This window comes from Halohasta salina (assembly GCF_024178165.1).
GTDB lineage: Archaea > Halobacteriota > Halobacteria > Halobacteriales > Haloferacaceae > Halohasta > Halohasta salina.
Genome location: NZ_JAMZIE010000001.1, coordinates 688537 through 702668 on the forward strand (window position 1 = coordinate 688537; position 14132 = coordinate 702668).

A 14132-nucleotide genomic window follows, 5' to 3' on the forward strand; every position below is an offset into this window, starting at 1 on the left:
AGCGTTAAAAGCCCGTCGAACCCGATTCGACCGCCTGTGGGTGTTTCCCACGGGTTTTGATACGAACTACCACGAGCGATGGGGACGGACACGGACCCCCCGGAGTGCCGGGCGTTGAGCGAGAGGTCTCGGAGCGAAGCGCTTTATATCTACACTGAATATTCGTATAAAATGAGTTTGAAGGTCGACATCCGCAAGCTGGAGCTTTTCAATAAGATCTGTCGACAGGGATCGATTCAGGTCGCCGACAGCCTGAGTCAGATGTCGGGGATGGACGCCGAGATCGAGATGGCGAAGATCAACTTTCTGCACATCGACGACGTCAAGAAACACATCGGCGACCGCAACGCCGTCGGCATTAGCATCGAGCTGACCGAGTCGCCGTACGGCAACGTGCTGTTCCTGCTGGATCCGAGCGATAGCAAGGAACTCGCCCAGTCGATGATCCCCGGAGATATGGGTGGTGACGATTCCAGCGGGTTCAGCAGCATGGAGAAGTCGGCCATCCAAGAGATCGGCAACATCATGACCTCCAGCTACATCGACGGCTGGGCGAACGTCCTCAACACGACGATCAACATGACGACGCCGACGTTTACCTACGGTTCGACCGCGAAGATCATCGACGAGATGGGTGGGTGGCCCGACAAAGAGATGGTGTTCGTGCTGGATTCGGAGATCACCACCCACGACACCGACCTCGATCTCACCGTCTACACCTTCCCCCAACTCGACTCGCTGGTCGAACTCGTCCGCCGAATCGATGTCGACGCCGAGGTGTAGGCCTCGGTTCGCCTGTGTGGTTTTTTAGGTACGGATCAACCAAGCGTCGCCCCTTCGGGTCCGCTTGTACTGTATCGCGGGCCGAATGATACCGTTACAGGAACCATTGCAGCGGAGCGGCAGGTGTCACTGCAATCGGTGACTCCGTAATACGTGATTCTCAGTGAGAGGGACGACTGTCGGCTGTTCACACTCACGAACGAGCGAGAGCGGAAAACTCGGTCGCCGAAAATTAGGCGCTGGCGTCGTCGACGAGGACGTCGTCGTACTCGCCGGCGTCGACGCGCTCTTTGAACGTGCGCGCGTCCTCGCCGTCGATGGTGACGCCGAGGGTCATGCAGGTGCCGCTGACTTCTTTGGCGGCGTTTTTCACGTCGTAGGAGAGCAGATCCGTCGACTTCTGCTCGGCGACCTTTTTGAGCTGTTCGACCGAGAGATCCGCCACGAAGTCCTCGTGGGGTTCGCCACTGCCGGTCGAGAAGCCCGCCTCGTCCTTGATGAGTTCCGAGGTCGGTGGGACACCGACTTCGATCTCGAAGGAGCCGTCGTCGTCGTATTCGACGGTCACCGGGACTTCCATCCCGTCGAAGGCGTCAGTCTCGGCGTTGATCTCCTGTACGACTGCTTGGACGTCGACCGGCGTCGGTCCGAGCTCCGGACCGAGCGGCGGGCCAGGGTTGGCCTGGCCACCAGGAACGAGTACTTCGATAGTTCCAGCCATATCCAGTTGAAACCGGTCTCGGCTTTTAACGGTTGTTCTTTGGGAGCCGCCACGCCAGACAGTGACACAGCCGTGCTGCCGACGAACGGGCCTGTGACCCGACACACCAGCCAGCCAACAATATTGCACACCAAAGACAATATTAACCACGGCTACGTAGTCCGACTCGATGAGCCACGAATTCGAGCTACCGGAGTTGGGAAGCGACGCGACCGATGGGACGCTCGTCGACTGTCACGTCGACCCCGGGGATACGGTCGAAGAGGGCGAGACGGTCCTGGAGGTCGAGACGTCGAAATCGGTCTCGGAGGTCTCGGCCCCGGTCGACGGGCAGGTAGCCGAGATCCACGCCGAAACCGGCGACACCGTGGAAGTCGGCGAGCTTGTCATGAGCTTCGATACTGATGCTGCCGACAGCGCAGCCAGTGACGACGAGTCAGCCGACGACGCGGACGCCAGCGCCAGCGACGATGGGCCGACGCCCGCGGTCACGCGCGTTGACGATACTGACGCCGACGGAGACGACGACGCGGATGCCAGCGAGGACGCCGGTGCTGACGACGCCGACGACGGACCGACGCCAGCGGTTACCCGGGTCAGCGACGACGAGCCCGCCGCCGATCTCTCGACCGGCGAACTCGACGGCGTCCCCGAGTCGACCGAGGTACTGGTGATCGGCGCGGGGCCGGGCGGCTACGTCGCGGCGATCCGGGCGGCCCAGTTGGGCCTCGACGTCACGCTCGTCGAGAAGGACGCCTACGGCGGGACCTGTCTCAACACGGGCTGTATCCCCTCGAAGGCGCTGATCCACGGCGCGGAGATCGCCCACGAGGCGACCCACGCCGAACCCCTCGGCATTACGGCCGAGGTCGACGTCGACGTCGGCCAACTGGTCGAGTGGAAGGACGGCGTCGTCGACCAACTGACCGGCGGTGTCGAGGGGCTCTGCAAAGCAAACGGCGTCACGCTCGTCGACGGCGAGGCGACGTTCGTCGACGACCACCGCGCGAAGGTCGCCACCGACGACGGCGAGACGGCCGTCGACTTCGAGTATTCGATCGTTGCGACCGGCAGCCGTCCCCTCGAACTGCCGGGCTTCGAGCCCGACGGCGAGCGCGTGCTGGACTCCAGTGACGTCCTCGACTTCGAGGAGGCACCCGACGAACTGCTCGTGATCGGCGCGGGCTACATCGGGATGGAGCTGTCGATGGCGCTGGCCAAACTCGGCACCGAGATCACCGCCATCGAGATGCTCGACGACGTGCTACCGATGTATGACGACGAGATCTCGAAGGTGGTCCGCGAGCGAGCGACCGACCTCGGCATCGAGTTCCGGTTCGGCGAGGCCGCCACCGACTGGAGCGAAACCGCAAACGGCGTCGTCGTCACCACCGAGACGAAAGACGGGGAGGAGACCGACCTCGCGGCCGACGCCGTGGCGGTCGTCGCGGGTCGACAGCCCGTCGTCGACACGGTCAATCTCGACGCGGTCGGGATCGAACCCACCGAGGACGGATTCATCGAGACCGACGCGCAGGGGCGGACCGACCGCGACCACATCTTCGCGATCGGCGACGTGGCGGGCGAGCCGATGTTGGCCCACAAGGCCAGCTACGAGGGCGAGGTCGCCGCCGCGGCTATCGCGGGCGAACCCGCCTCGCTCGACGCGGCAGCGATCCCCGCGGCCGTCTTCACCGACCCCGAGATCGCTTCGGTCGGCTTGACCAGCGACGAGGCCGAAGAGGCGGGCTACAACCCCGTCGTCGGCCGGATGCCGCTGGGGGCCAACGGCCGGGCGCTCACGATGGACGCGGCCGACGGCTTCGTCCGCGTCGTCGCCGACGCCGCCAGCGAGCGCGTTCTCGGTGCGCAGATTGTCGCCCCGAACGCCTCGGAGCTGATCGGCGAGGTAACTGTCGCCCTCGAAGCCAGGATGGATCTCGAAGCCTTCGCCGGAACGGTCCACACCCACCCGACGCTCTCGGAGGCGGTCATGGAGGCCGCTGCGGACGCCCGCGGCGAGGCGATCCACACCCACTAATCGACGGTCACGACTGGCCGACAGCACGGCCCGACCGCTCTTCGATTTTGAGGGCCCACACGTTGGGGTTCTCCTGGAGTTCGTACTCCCCGAGGAGATCCGATTGGTAGGCGTTGTCGGCCATCGCCTCGCGGGCGTCGTCCCACTCGTCGACCACGATCCGGTCAAGTGGGCCCGCGACGATCACGCTCCGCCACGAGCCGTCGGGGTCGACGTCGAAGGTCGTGAAACTCGCCTCGGTGGCCGCTTCGGCGTACGTCTCCTTCCGGAGTTCGGTGCTGGCGTCGAGAAAGAGGAAGTACAGCCGGTCGCCGTCGTAGCCGAACGACAGCGGAACGCCGTACGGCACGCCCTCGGCACTCATCGAGAGCACCCCCATGCCGTTGTCGATCAGTACGTCGTCGATCTCGGCGTCGTCCATTTCACTGCCCAACAGGGACTGAAAGCCTGACATATGCGGTACGAACACACACGGCAGACATAAAAGTCGGGCCGTCTCCCATCGTCTCGGAACGGCTCGGCTACTCCTGTCCCGTTCGTGTCCGTCACCCTGTGTCGACCCGCCGCCGATTCACAAAGTATTTCATAGTATAGTGCAGAGTGCCCAATACAGTCATGAACGAGTTCTCACTCACGACGTCGAACCCGGACGGCTACGACACCGAAAGCGTCATCGGCGACTTCGCGCTCGCCATCGATCCGATGGACGAGACGGGGCCGAACCCGAACGCGGTGCTCGTCGCCGACTACGCCTCGTGTTTCCTCCCGGCCGTACGGATGGGGGCCCAGCAGCACGGCTACGACGACCTCGGCGAGATGGCAATCGAGGCGACCGCAGCGGTCGACGACCACGACGACCTCCAGTCGATCGCGTTCACGCTCAAAGTGGAGTCGGCCGTCGACGATCCCGACGAACTGGTCGCTCTCGGCGAGGAACTCTGTCACGTCCACGCGGCGCTCCGCGATGGGCTGGCCGCCGATGTCACCGTCGAAGACGAGGCGTTTTGAACCGTAAAGGGCGCGATTAAAGGGCGCAGGGGCCCTTCGGACAGGTAGCCGCATGCACAACAGCGCGACAGTCAACGTCCCCGACGGAAAGCTCCTCGAAGTCGGCCTCAGCTACGACGATCGGATCACCGACGTCCGGCTGACCGGCGACTTCTTCCTCGAACCGCCCGAGAGCCGCAGGGCGCTCGAAGCCGCTCTCGAAGGCCAGCCGGTCGACGTTGCCCACGAAACGCTCGTCGAGGCAATCGAGGCCGTCGACGCCCGACTCATCGGCTTCGATGCCGGGCATCTGGCCGACGCGACACTGGAGGCCCTCGAATGACCGCCCGGATCGTCGACGCCGGCACCTACAGCGAGCCGGTCCAGCAGGCTCTCGAAGGCGTCCTGACCGACCGGCTCGACGCGGGCGAACTCGAACCCACGCTCCGGTTCTGGTACCGGGACGCCCCGGCGGTCGCCCTCGGGCGGTTTCAAGCCTACGCCGACGAGGTGGCCGTCGACTACGTCGCGGAACACGACATCGACGTGGTACGTCGGCTCACTGGCGGCGGGGCGATGTACGTCCAGCCGGGGGCGGTGATCACCTACTCGTTGTACCTCCCCCACGAACAGGTTTCGGCGGACATCGAGGCCAGCTACGCCGAACTCGACCAGTGGGCGATCGACGCCCTGCGAAGTGTCGGCCTCGACGTCAGCCACGAACCGCTGAACGACATCAGTCACCCCGAGGGGAAGATCGGCGGCTCGGCCCAGTTGCGGACCGACAACGCCGTGCTCCACCACACGACGATGAGCTACGACCTCGATATTCCCGAGATGCTTCGGGTGCTCCGGATCGGCGAGGAGAAGGTCTCGGACAAGGCGATCAAATCCGCCGAAAAGCGCGTCGCCCGGATGACCGACCACGTCGACGCGAGCCGACCCGACGTGATCGAGGCCCTCAAGTCGACGTTCGCCGACCGCTTCGACGCCGAGGCCGGCGAGTTGTCGTCGGATGTCGTCGCGGAGGCACGCGAACGTGCGGCCGACCGGTTCGGCACCGACGCCTGGAACCGCCAACTGTGACCGCTTCCTGACCCATTCATGGACGACACCACGCGGGACGAACTGCTGAAGCGCGTCAACCGGCAGAGCGCGACGATCGGAGCCAAGACGCCCGAGACGATCACAATCAACGGCGAGCCGGTCGACCTTCAGGAGTTCATCATCGAGACCCGCGAGCTGCCGGAGATCCCGCCGGGAACGCGGGAGCTTGTCTCGACGGCGAAACGCCGGCTCCGAAACGAACGAACCGAGCGGGTCGACCGGCTGAAGAACGATGATCTCGACGCGGAGACGGCCAAGGAACTCGCCGATGAGATCGTCGGCCTCGACCGCGCGCGGAACGCCCTCGACTCGCTGTACCGACCCGACTACGGCTCGGAGGTCCGGAGCGCCGAAATCGACGACTACAAGCGATGGCTCGGCTTCCTCGAATCGGTCCAGTAGCTGCCGAATACGAACCGTTTTAGTTGGTTGCAATATTCACAATACTATGGAGTATACTGTCGATGGCCGGTAGCACCGAAACGACATCCGAGCCACGGCCGGGCCGACATCCCGCCGGCGTCGTCGCCGGCACGTTCGGCGTGATCGTCCTGCTGGCGGCGATCGCTTACGCGGTGATCGTGACCGTCGTCGACTGGGTAACCGTCGGCTGGCTGGCGTATCCGGCCGCCGACGTGGCACCCTTCGTCGTCATCACGGGCGCGATTCTGACGATCCCGATCGTGATCCCGACCGTGCTGGTGTCGCTCAAACTCGCTCAAAAGTGACACGCCCGGTCAGTCGCTGACCGACAGCCCGAACCGGACTCTCGTTTCCTCGACGGTGAGATGCACCGTCTCCTCGGCAACCGACGTACCATTGGGACCTGCCGGATAGAGGCCGATCCATTCGGTGTCGACCCGCTCGGAGCCCACGTTGGCTTCGAGAAAGTAGAGCCCCGGTGTCGACAGCCAGCCTTCCAAAAGATGGTCGTCCTCGGCAGGGAGTTCGAAGCGGTCATCGCGGACGACCGTCGACTCAGCGTCCGGAGCCGGCGTCTCGTTGTACTGTTGGGGGTCGTCGGAGTCCTCGCTGACCTTCGTGGCCTGCACGGACACCGTAACCTCGGTCTCGGTTTCGTTGCGGAGCCGAAGTGATCCCGGCACCGGCGGGTCGTTGCCGAACGACAAACAGCCGCTTGCGCCCGTCACAACCGCCGCCGCGCCCACTGACAGCGTCCGTCGTGTAAGCCGAGTATCCATAGCGAATTGGTTGGATTCCCGGTGATAATTCTTCGGGCTCGGAACACGGTGGCAGACGGGTCGACACGTCGGCTGCGACGGGAATGATCAGTCGGAGAGATCCTCGGCTGTGGACTCGCTGGCGGGCGGCTCTCGGTCCTGCCGGTCCGAGGCAGTGTAGTAGATGCCGACGAGGACGATCACGCCCCCGAGGATGGTAAACCGGGTCGGGAGTTCCGCAAGGACGACGAACGCGAGAACTGTCGCGCCGATCGGCTCGCCGAGCAGCGAGACCGAGACGACACTTGATTCGAGATGCGCCAGCGCCCAGTTGATGACCGTGTGGCCGAACAGCCCCGGGCCGAGCGCGAGGCCAGCAAAGATGAGCCATTCGCGGGGCGGATACCCCGACAGCGGGTGGCCCTGTGCGAGGACGATCGCCAGCAAGGCGAGCGCACAGACGCTGTAGACGACGACCACGTACGGGACGAGCGCGACACGCTGGCGAAGCGACCGCCCGGCGAGGACGTAGCCGGCGGCCATCACGGCTCCGAGCAGCGCCAGCGCGTTCCCGTAGAGGGGGTCGGGGCCGACCAGCACGCCGCCCAGCAAGTCGCCGAGCGACATGGTTGCGATGCCGACGACGGCGACGACGATCCCCAGCGCCATCCGACTCGTGACACGCTCGCGAAGCAGGAGCCAAGCACCGAACGCGACGAAGACGGGCTGGGACTGGACGAGGGTGACACTCGCGGCGACGCTGGTCCACGCGAGGCTCTCGAACCACGCGGCGAAATGCACTGCGAGCGCGAGGCCTGCGAGCGTCGCGAAGCCGAGATCACGAGCGGTGATCCGCCGGAACTCCTCGCGGTAGTTCCAGCCGGCAACCGGGAGCAACGGCAGAGTCGTAAACAGGACGCGATACAAGGCCGCGACGGCGGGCGGTTCGCTGCTCAGCCGGACGAGGATCGCCCCGGCGCTGATCGCACAGATGGCGACCACGAGGCCAGCCATCGGCGGTACGATCGGCTCGGTCGACTGTTGCTGCCCGGAGTCGGTCGTCACAGTCCTTCTCTCCGGGGCCTACTCCCGTCGACCGTTTGTAGATTCGGGTTGCGGTGGGATGGGTACCGTGACAGAGCCCACTCAGAACTCGACGGCAAACGAGTCGACGTCGCCCGCTGCCTCGGCGATCGCCCCGAGCAGCGCGGCCACGTCGTCGAGGTCGTCGGTGTCGACCACCTCGACCGGCGTGTGCATGTAGCGGTTCGGGATGCCGATGTTGAGTGCCGGGATCCCGCTCCGAGAGGTGTAAAACCCGTCGGCGTCGGTGCCGGTTCGGGTGCCGGTGGCCTGTAGCTGGATGTTGATATCGGCTGTCTCGGCGGCTTCACGGGCGAGGTCGACCACGTTCGGGTGGTTGGCGCTCCCGCGGGAGACGACCGGTCCGTCGCCGAGTTCGACCGGGCCTTTGTGTTTGCCCGCGACGTCGGGGTTGTCGGTGGCGTGGGTGACGTCGACCGCGATGGCGGCGTCGGGATCGAGATCGAAGCCGACCATCTGTGCGCCCTTGATCCCGACCTCCTCTTGGACCGTGCTCACCGCGTACACCGTGGCGTCGACGTCGTTTTCGACCGCTCGGCGGAGTCCCTCGGCGGCGCTCCACGTGCCGACGCGGTTGTCCATCCCGCGGGCCGACAGTCGGCTGCCGCTGAGTTCGAACAGTTCTGTCGAGAACGTGATCGGGTCGCCGACTTCGACCAGTTCTTCGGCCTCCTCGCCATCGGTCGCGCCGATGTCGACGAACTGCTCGCTGATGTCGCTGTACTCCTCGCTGCCGGTCTCTCGCAGATGGATCGCCGTCTGGCCGACGACACCCTGTACGGGGCCGTCGGCGGTGTGGACGGTGACGTGTTGGCCCTGCGAGATCGTCCGATCGGAGCCGCCGATGCGGCTCAGCCGCAGGAACCCGTCCTCGAGGACGTCCCGAACGATGAAGCCGATCTCGTCGGCGTGACCCGAGAAGGCGATCTCGGGGCCCTCGCCCGATCCCTGGTGGACCGCCACGGCGTTGCCGTAGTCGTCGGTCCGGACCTCGTCGGCGAACTCGCTTACGTAGTCGATCCAGACGCGCTGGCCGTCGGCCTCGTAGCCCGAGGGACTCGGCGTCGACAGCAGCGCCGTCAGAAACTCCCGTCGTCTCTCGTCCATATCTGTGGGAACCGACAGCACACCTATCAACCTAGCGTTTGCGGTCGGCCGCCACAACCGATTTAGGCCGGGTTTCCGTGTCGACCCCATGGGAAACATCACCCTCCTCGAACTCCACGTTTCGGACGGCGACATCCAACTCGGCCCCACATCGCTCCGCGGGTCGACGACGACCGACGACAAGTCCTCCAGCGACACGGCGGCGGACACGGGAAGCGGCAGGTCCCGCGGACGGCTGGTCGTGGCCGCCGTCGTGGTCGTGTTGCTGGTCGTGGCGGCGACGAAACTCCTCGGCGAGGACGCCGCCGACGAACTGGCGGCCCTCGACGAGGAGAGCTGACCACCCGCACAAGGATTTTACTCGCTGACATCCACCACTCGGCATGGATCTCTTTCGGAGCGCCCAGGCGGTGGCCGACGCCGGCGGCGACGGCATCGTCGACTGGACGGCGGTCGCCGCCGCTGCCAAAGCCGCCACGCCCCGCGGCGACCTCGAGTTGACGGCCGACGAACGGGCGGGCTACCGGACCGACGTGCGTGCGGCCCGCGACCGGCTTCGATCGGTCGGCGGCGTCGACTTCGATCTCCCGGCGACCATCGAAATCCAGCACCGCCATCACTGGATCGACGCCAACATTGCTACCTTTCGCCGGGTCGTTGAGCCGCTGGAGGAGCAGTCGGCGCTGCTACCCGGCGTCTCGCGGGCGATCAACACTGGGACGATGGCGATCACCCTCGGTTTTCTTGGGCGGAACGTCCTCGGCCAGTACGATCCCTTGCTGTTGGCCGACACCGACGACCACTCGCTGTACTTTGTTAGGCCCAATATACGGCGTGTGGCCCGTCAGTTAGACGTCGACTACCCGCGGTTCCGTCGGTGGATCGCCTTCCATGAGGTCGCCCACGCCGCCGAGTTCGGCGCGGCCCCGTGGCTGCCGGGCTATCTCGAAGCTCGGATGCAGGAGACGGTGACCGATCTCACTGAGGGACAGCTCAACCGCGAGGCGTACCACGAACTCAACACGGCGATGACTGCCGTCGAGGGGTACGCCGAGCTACTGATGGATCGGGCCTTCGACACCGAGTACGCCGATCTCCGGGCGAAGATCGACGCCAGACGGAAGGGTGGCGGCCCGGTCGTCCAACTGTTTCGGCGGCTGCTCGGTCTGGGGCTCAAACGCCAGCAGTACGAACGGGGGGCGGCTTTCTTCGAAGCGGTCGCCGACGCCCGGAGCGTGGCTGCCGCAAGTGCGGTCTGGGACGCCCCCGAGAACCTCCCGACGGATGCGGAACTCGACACACCGGGACGGTGGCTTCAACGGGTCGACTAGCGCATCGACGACCGGAACTCCTCGAGGTTGCGGAGCACGAACCACAGGAGCACGATTCCGACCCCGAGGCCGCTGACGAAGGCCGCTGCCAACTGGAGCGGCGTGGGATCGATGTGGAGCGACATCAGGGCGGTTGAGCCCGCGACAAGCAACACGAACCCGATCCTGAGCCGGCGGTTTGCGAGTGCCTTCTCGTCGGCCGTGAGGCTCGACCCGACCATCAGCCCTCCCACGAGAACAGGTCGTCTTCGGCCGTCTGGAGCTCCTCGTTGGGAGCCGACACGTGCAGCGTGACGAACTGCCACTCGTCGCCGTCGCGCCGCCGGAGAACCCCTGTCCACCGGCTCTCGAAGTCGTAGTCGGTGTCGGTCGGGATATCACGCCACGCAAGGGAGACCTGATCGTCGAACCACGCGATGTCGCCGTCGACGGTGACCGACAGGTCGTTGCTCTCGACGCTCCAGTCTTCGGTCGTCGCCGTCTGCTCGGAGAGGCCGTTTGCGACGTCGGCGTAGCCGACCAGCCGCTCGCTGAGCCCGACTTTGATCGTGTTCGGTGCCTCCGCAAAGAACGACGCGAGGGTGTCGCCACCTTCGAGGGCGTCGTAGTAGGCCTCGACCGTCTCGGCTACATCCCGTCCCATAGGTGGCCGTCGACCGCAGGGGGCTTCAAATCAGTGCTTCGCCTCCGTCGGCGCTCAACGCCGTCGGTAGGGACCGACTACTTTTGTACGCTCCAGTAGGAAACCGACGCCAGTTTGTCGCCCAGCGGCGTCTTTCCGATGGCCGTATCGAGCGTACGGAACGGTCGGGCGACCGACCGGGGAAGCTGGCGGTAGAACCCATACGGGAGGACGAAATCGTGGGCTTCGGATTCGAGTTCGAGCTCCGAATCCGCAAGCAGGCTCTCGACGTCGGTCCGGGAGTAGAGCCGCGACCCCATCGGCAACAGCCAGTTGTAGATCACGCGCGTGCTGCCGAGATTGAACGTATCGAAGAAAATCTGGCCCTTTGTGACCCGGCGGAGTTCTCGCAGGAAGGTCACCGGCCGGTCGGCGAGATGGAAAAACCGCATGGCGAAGACGGCATCGAAGTGGTCGTCGGGAAACGGGAGCCGAGCGGCGTCGCCGCGCATGAACTCGACGTGGTCGTCGACGCCGGCGCGTTTTGCTTTCTCGCGGCCCTGAGCGAGCATCGCCGCCGAGATGTCCAGTCCGACGATGTCGGCCCCCGCTTGGGCCATCATTACCGTAAACCGACCGGTCCCGCAGGCAACCTCCAAGACGGTCTTGTCTTCGAGAGGGCCCAGCGCCGACCGAACCGCTGCCTTCTCGCGCCGATCGATGAACGCTCCACCCTCCGAAAACCGCTTGTCGTCGTACTCCTCGGCGACATCGTCGGCCTGGTACCACTCCTTGCCTTTCACAGTGGCCGAACCTGCACGCTGGAGCACTAAAACCGTACTGGATACTGTCGACCGTTCGGAACTGGACAAATACCGAGGCACTCACCCACAGACCGCCCGGAGGTTGAGGTGTTATACTAGTATCCCCTTATACAATATCTACTGACTTGTGATGTATGTAGATAACCTTTACCAGTACGTCAGTCTTGAAGCGGTAGTATGAGCACTAGTCCGGTCGAGGCCAGCAGTCGTATCGAGCTGTCGGAGACGGAGTTTCGGGACCGACTCCGCGAACTACCGCCGAGTGCGAAACTGGTTGCCAAGGTCCTCGAAACCGACCAGCCACTCTCGCAGGGCCAACTCGCCGACGAATCGCTGCTTCCCGACCGCACGGTGCGGTACGCGCTCAACCGGCTCGAGGAGTCCGATCTGATCGGCTCGCGGTACAGCTTCAAGGACGCCCGCAAACAGGTCTACTACCTCAACACGTAGCCAGCCGCCGTAGTCGACGCGGGCAGCAATCCGCCCTTTTATGTGGTCGCTCTCGAATCCACCTGTATGCAGCTTTCGGTCGTCGTGCCGACACTCAACGGCCGGGACCAGCTGTCGGCCTGCCTCGACCGGCTGACGGCTGCGGCCCCCGAGGCCGAACTCGTCGTCGTCAACGGTCCCTCGGCCGATGGGACGACCGGAATGGTCCGCGACCGCGAGGACGTCGACGTGCTGGTCGAAGTGTCGGCCCGGACGGTCAACGTCGCCCGGAACGCGGGGATCGAAGTCGCTTCCGGCGACGTGATCGCCTTCGTCAGCGACGACCTCCGGATCGAAGACGGCTGGCGACGAGCGATCGTCGACGGGCTCACCGAGGCCCCGGTGGTGACGGGGCCGACCCACCGGACGGTCCCCGGCGGGGTGACGACCGAATCGGCCGAAACGAGGGCGATCGCCGCCCGCGATGTGACCTACTTTTCGGGCAGTAACGTGGCCTTCGAGGCCGACGTATTGGACGACCTCGATGGGTTCGACGAATACCTCGAAACGGGCGGGGCACGCGACGCGGCCCACCGGCTTGCAGGAATGGATCTCGGCGTCACGTGGCAGCCCGAGATGAGCGTCCGGTGTGAGTACGAGGCCGACGGCGGCCGGACCCACCGCGACTGGGGCTGGAAGTATCGGGCGCTGTCCTACCGGCTGGTCAAAAACTACGGCCTCCGGCCCACGGTGATCCGCCGGACGGCCGCCCACGCGGTGCGTGACGCGCTGTCGGCCGCCCGCGATGTCGTTGGCGGCGACGCCCAGCCGACCGAGTGGTTCGGCACGGGTCGGGACGTGTTGTCGGGCATCGCGACCGGGAGTTCGGACGGCTTCGTCGCCCGTCGACGGGACCGAGCGGAGTCCCGAAACCCACACGGGATCTCGAAACGCGCCGACCGCGCGGTCGCCCGCTACGACTGGCGCGGCACCGAGTCGACCCCCGAGTAGGCGGTGCCTACTACGGAGCGAACCCCGGAATCAGCCGGACCGGATTCTTGTTGAACACCCGTTGCATCGCGTCCTCGGAGACGTCGAGGGTGAGAATCTCCATGAGCGCCACGTTGGGATGGATCTCGGGCGTGCCGCTGCCGAAGAGGATCCGGTCGGGGTACTCCAAGAGGCCGCGTTCGAGCAGTTCCCGCGAGCGAACCGCCCACGTGTCCAGATACAGCCGGTCGTAGGCGTCGAGCAGATCGAGCGACTGGGTCATCCGGTCGTGATCGTGGGGGTAGCCGCCGAACCCCGCCAAAATCACGGGAAACCCCTCACCGATGAGCTCTCCCTCGGCGGCCCGCGGCGGAAACCCCGGCCGGCAGTAGACGACCACCGGCAGGTCGACGGCGGCCAGCTCGGCGACCACTTCTTCGTCGGGGAGCCCGTCGACGGCGGGGTCGAGGACGAAGCCGTGAAACCGGTCGTCGTAGGCGTACTGCTCGACGTCGCCCGGTCGGATGTGGTAGTTCTCGCGGTTGGGCCGCCAGTTGCGGACCGCCGCCATCGGTCCCCCTGTGGGGTCGAGCGCGCCGTTGAGCCGGGCAAAGGCGAGGAACGGCCGGTCGACGCTGAGTCGGGCGATGGCGTTGTTAGCCCGGAGGTACCCCTCCTCGCGGGGCCGGGGCGAAGGCGAGACTGCCGCCCGGACGATGCCTGCCTGATGGCACTCCCGCTCCAACTCGTCGGGGCCGGTATCCCGCCCGTAGGTCGTCACTGCCCGCTCGTCGTGGTCGAGGTGGGCGTGTGCGTCGACCACGCGAAACCCGTGTTCGAGCTCCAGCATTGGTCGACCGTCAGACGCGCGGCATATAGTTGTTTCATCCTGTTGGATTGATCGA

Annotated in this window: 20 protein-coding genes and 1 pseudogene; 12 read left to right on the top strand and 9 right to left on the bottom strand. The window is 65.4% G+C overall.

Annotated features, from left to right (window positions below):
* Window positions 1-171 precede the first annotated feature (171 nt).
* Window positions 172-783, top strand: coding sequence for a chemotaxis protein CheC (locus NKJ34_RS03460; RefSeq protein ID WP_253736861.1), 612 nt, complete (start codon window positions 172-174; stop codon window positions 781-783).
* Between the two features lie 232 nt (window positions 784-1015).
* On the opposite strand, the gene NKJ34_RS03465 is transcribed toward NKJ34_RS03460, so the two are convergent.
* Window positions 1016-1504, bottom strand: a complete 489-nt coding sequence (locus NKJ34_RS03465; protein WP_253736862.1) for a 50S ribosomal protein L11 — start codon at window positions 1502-1504, stop codon at window positions 1016-1018.
* Window positions 1505-1673: 169 nt separating this feature from the next.
* On the opposite strand from NKJ34_RS03465, the pseudogene NKJ34_RS03470 reads away from it, so the two are divergent.
* A pseudogene (locus NKJ34_RS03470) lies at window positions 1674-1886 on the top strand (biotin/lipoyl-containing protein); the annotation flags it as partial.
* A 285-nt stretch (window positions 1887-2171) separates the two neighbouring features.
* A complete protein-coding gene (gene lpdA, locus NKJ34_RS03475; protein WP_253736987.1) occupies window positions 2172-3545 on the top strand; it encodes a dihydrolipoyl dehydrogenase in 1374 nt (457 codons plus the stop codon).
* 7 nt (window positions 3546-3552) lie between these two features.
* Here the strand turns inward: lpdA and NKJ34_RS03480 are convergent, their stop codons facing one another.
* Entirely contained in the window at window positions 3553-3999 is a 447-nt protein-coding gene (locus NKJ34_RS03480) for a pyridoxamine 5'-phosphate oxidase family protein (RefSeq protein WP_253736863.1), read from the bottom strand.
* A gap of 161 nt (window positions 4000-4160) precedes the next feature.
* Between NKJ34_RS03480 and NKJ34_RS03485 the strand changes: the two genes are divergently transcribed.
* From NKJ34_RS03485 to NKJ34_RS03505, 5 genes are all read left to right on the top strand, one after another.
* Window positions 4161-4553: an OsmC family protein gene (locus tag NKJ34_RS03485; protein WP_253736864.1), complete on the top strand. Its 393-nt coding sequence runs from the start codon at window positions 4161-4163 to the stop codon at window positions 4551-4553.
* 52 nt (window positions 4554-4605) lie between these two features.
* On the top strand, window positions 4606-4875 hold the full coding sequence (locus tag NKJ34_RS03490) for a hypothetical protein (RefSeq protein WP_253736865.1): 270 nt from the start codon (window positions 4606-4608) through the stop codon (window positions 4873-4875).
* A complete protein-coding gene (locus NKJ34_RS03495; protein WP_253736866.1) occupies window positions 4872-5618 on the top strand; it encodes a lipoate--protein ligase family protein in 747 nt (248 codons plus the stop codon). Before NKJ34_RS03490 ends, NKJ34_RS03495 begins: the two co-directional genes overlap by 4 nt.
* Before the next feature lie 18 nt (window positions 5619-5636).
* Complete coding sequence (locus NKJ34_RS03500) at window positions 5637-6041, top strand: DUF5788 family protein (RefSeq protein WP_253736867.1); 405 nt, start codon at window positions 5637-5639, stop codon at window positions 6039-6041.
* A 62-nt stretch (window positions 6042-6103) separates the two neighbouring features.
* A complete protein-coding gene (locus tag NKJ34_RS03505; protein WP_253736868.1) occupies window positions 6104-6367 on the top strand; it encodes a hypothetical protein in 264 nt (87 codons plus the stop codon).
* A 9-nt stretch (window positions 6368-6376) separates the two neighbouring features.
* Here NKJ34_RS03505 and NKJ34_RS03510 read toward each other — a convergent pair whose 3' ends face one another.
* The 3 genes from NKJ34_RS03510 to NKJ34_RS03520 all read right to left on the bottom strand — a co-directional run bounded on the left by NKJ34_RS03510 (window position 6377) and on the right by NKJ34_RS03520 (window position 9031).
* Window positions 6377-6841 carry a hypothetical protein gene (locus NKJ34_RS03510; protein WP_253736869.1) on the bottom strand — a complete coding sequence of 155 codons (465 nt, stop codon included), beginning with the start codon at window positions 6839-6841 and terminating at the stop codon, window positions 6377-6379.
* A gap of 87 nt (window positions 6842-6928) precedes the next feature.
* Window positions 6929-7834: a DMT family transporter gene (locus NKJ34_RS03515; RefSeq protein ID WP_253736988.1), complete on the bottom strand. Its 906-nt coding sequence runs from the start codon at window positions 7832-7834 to the stop codon at window positions 6929-6931.
* A 132-nt stretch (window positions 7835-7966) separates the two neighbouring features.
* On the bottom strand, window positions 7967-9031 hold the full coding sequence (locus tag NKJ34_RS03520; protein WP_253736870.1) for a M20/M25/M40 family metallo-hydrolase: 1065 nt from the start codon (window positions 9029-9031) through the stop codon (window positions 7967-7969).
* 88 nt (window positions 9032-9119) lie between these two features.
* On the opposite strand from NKJ34_RS03520, the gene NKJ34_RS03525 reads away from it, so the two are divergent.
* Both NKJ34_RS03525 and NKJ34_RS03530 read left to right on the top strand, forming a co-directional pair.
* Window positions 9120-9371 carry a hypothetical protein gene (locus NKJ34_RS03525; RefSeq protein ID WP_253736871.1) on the top strand — a complete coding sequence of 84 codons (252 nt, stop codon included), beginning with the start codon at window positions 9120-9122 and terminating at the stop codon, window positions 9369-9371.
* A 43-nt stretch (window positions 9372-9414) separates the two neighbouring features.
* Entirely contained in the window at window positions 9415-10362 is a 948-nt protein-coding gene (locus tag NKJ34_RS03530) for a zinc-dependent metalloprotease (protein WP_253736872.1), read from the top strand.
* Here NKJ34_RS03530 and NKJ34_RS03535 read toward each other — a convergent pair.
* The 3 genes from NKJ34_RS03535 to NKJ34_RS03545 form a co-directional block, all read right to left on the bottom strand.
* On the bottom strand, window positions 10359-10583 hold the full coding sequence (locus NKJ34_RS03535; protein WP_253736873.1) for a hypothetical protein: 225 nt from the start codon (window positions 10581-10583) through the stop codon (window positions 10359-10361). The genes NKJ34_RS03530 and NKJ34_RS03535 overlap by 4 nt on opposite strands.
* The gene (locus tag NKJ34_RS03540; RefSeq protein WP_253736874.1) at window positions 10583-11005 is read right to left on the bottom strand and encodes a nuclear transport factor 2 family protein; all 423 of its coding nucleotides are present in this window, start codon (window positions 11003-11005) and stop codon (window positions 10583-10585) included. Before NKJ34_RS03540 ends, NKJ34_RS03535 begins: the two co-directional genes overlap by 1 nt.
* A gap of 77 nt (window positions 11006-11082) precedes the next feature.
* The gene (locus tag NKJ34_RS03545; protein ID WP_253736875.1) at window positions 11083-11787 is read right to left on the bottom strand and encodes a class I SAM-dependent methyltransferase; all 705 of its coding nucleotides are present in this window, start codon (window positions 11785-11787) and stop codon (window positions 11083-11085) included.
* Window positions 11788-11985: 198 nt separating this feature from the next.
* On the opposite strand from NKJ34_RS03545, the gene NKJ34_RS03550 reads away from it, so the two are divergent.
* Both NKJ34_RS03550 and NKJ34_RS03555 read left to right on the top strand, forming a co-directional pair.
* On the top strand, window positions 11986-12258 hold the full coding sequence (locus NKJ34_RS03550) for a MarR family transcriptional regulator (protein WP_253736876.1): 273 nt from the start codon (window positions 11986-11988) through the stop codon (window positions 12256-12258).
* A 66-nt stretch (window positions 12259-12324) separates the two neighbouring features.
* Complete coding sequence (locus tag NKJ34_RS03555) at window positions 12325-13248, top strand: glycosyltransferase family 2 protein (protein WP_253736877.1); 924 nt, start codon at window positions 12325-12327, stop codon at window positions 13246-13248.
* 10 nt (window positions 13249-13258) lie between these two features.
* On the opposite strand, the gene NKJ34_RS03560 is transcribed toward NKJ34_RS03555, so the two are convergent.
* Window positions 13259-14077: an amidohydrolase family protein gene (locus tag NKJ34_RS03560; RefSeq protein ID WP_253736878.1), complete on the bottom strand. Its 819-nt coding sequence runs from the start codon at window positions 14075-14077 to the stop codon at window positions 13259-13261.
* Window positions 14078-14132 lie beyond the last annotated feature (55 nt).

Bases quoted from the DNA above. Each gene is read 5' to 3' on its own strand.
- NKJ34_RS03500 (WP_253736867.1), top strand. From the start codon at position 5,637: ATGGACGACACCACGCGGGACGAACTGCTGAAGCGCGTCAACCGGCAG.
- NKJ34_RS03540 (WP_253736874.1), bottom strand. From the start codon at position 11,005: ATGGGACGGGATGTAGCCGAGACGGTCGAGGCCTACTACGACGCCCTC.
- NKJ34_RS03505 (WP_253736868.1), top strand. From the start codon at position 6,104: ATGGCCGGTAGCACCGAAACGACATCCGAGCCACGGCCGGGCCGACAT.
- NKJ34_RS03490 (WP_253736865.1), top strand. From the start codon at position 4,606: ATGCACAACAGCGCGACAGTCAACGTCCCCGACGGAAAGCTCCTCGAA.
- NKJ34_RS03535 (WP_253736873.1), bottom strand. From the start codon at position 10,583: ATGGTCGGGTCGAGCCTCACGGCCGACGAGAAGGCACTCGCAAACCGC.
- NKJ34_RS03465 (WP_253736862.1), bottom strand. From the start codon at position 1,504: ATGGCTGGAACTATCGAAGTACTCGTTCCTGGTGGCCAGGCCAACCCT.
- NKJ34_RS03560 (WP_253736878.1), bottom strand. From the start codon at position 14,077: ATGCTGGAGCTCGAACACGGGTTTCGCGTGGTCGACGCACACGCCCAC.
- NKJ34_RS03460 (WP_253736861.1), top strand. From the start codon at position 172: ATGAGTTTGAAGGTCGACATCCGCAAGCTGGAGCTTTTCAATAAGATC.
- NKJ34_RS03510 (WP_253736869.1), bottom strand. From the start codon at position 6,841: ATGGATACTCGGCTTACACGACGGACGCTGTCAGTGGGCGCGGCGGCG.
- NKJ34_RS03550 (WP_253736876.1), top strand. From the start codon at position 11,986: ATGAGCACTAGTCCGGTCGAGGCCAGCAGTCGTATCGAGCTGTCGGAG.
- NKJ34_RS03555 (WP_253736877.1), top strand. From the start codon at position 12,325: ATGCAGCTTTCGGTCGTCGTGCCGACACTCAACGGCCGGGACCAGCTG.
- NKJ34_RS03485 (WP_253736864.1), top strand. From the start codon at position 4,161: ATGAACGAGTTCTCACTCACGACGTCGAACCCGGACGGCTACGACACC.
- NKJ34_RS03515 (WP_253736988.1), bottom strand. From the start codon at position 7,834: ATGGCTGGCCTCGTGGTCGCCATCTGTGCGATCAGCGCCGGGGCGATC.
- NKJ34_RS03495 (WP_253736866.1), top strand. From the start codon at position 4,872: ATGACCGCCCGGATCGTCGACGCCGGCACCTACAGCGAGCCGGTCCAG.
- NKJ34_RS03525 (WP_253736871.1), top strand. From the start codon at position 9,120: ATGGGAAACATCACCCTCCTCGAACTCCACGTTTCGGACGGCGACATC.
- NKJ34_RS03520 (WP_253736870.1), bottom strand. From the start codon at position 9,031: ATGGACGAGAGACGACGGGAGTTTCTGACGGCGCTGCTGTCGACGCCG.
- NKJ34_RS03480 (WP_253736863.1), bottom strand. From the start codon at position 3,999: ATGTCAGGCTTTCAGTCCCTGTTGGGCAGTGAAATGGACGACGCCGAG.
- NKJ34_RS03530 (WP_253736872.1), top strand. From the start codon at position 9,415: ATGGATCTCTTTCGGAGCGCCCAGGCGGTGGCCGACGCCGGCGGCGAC.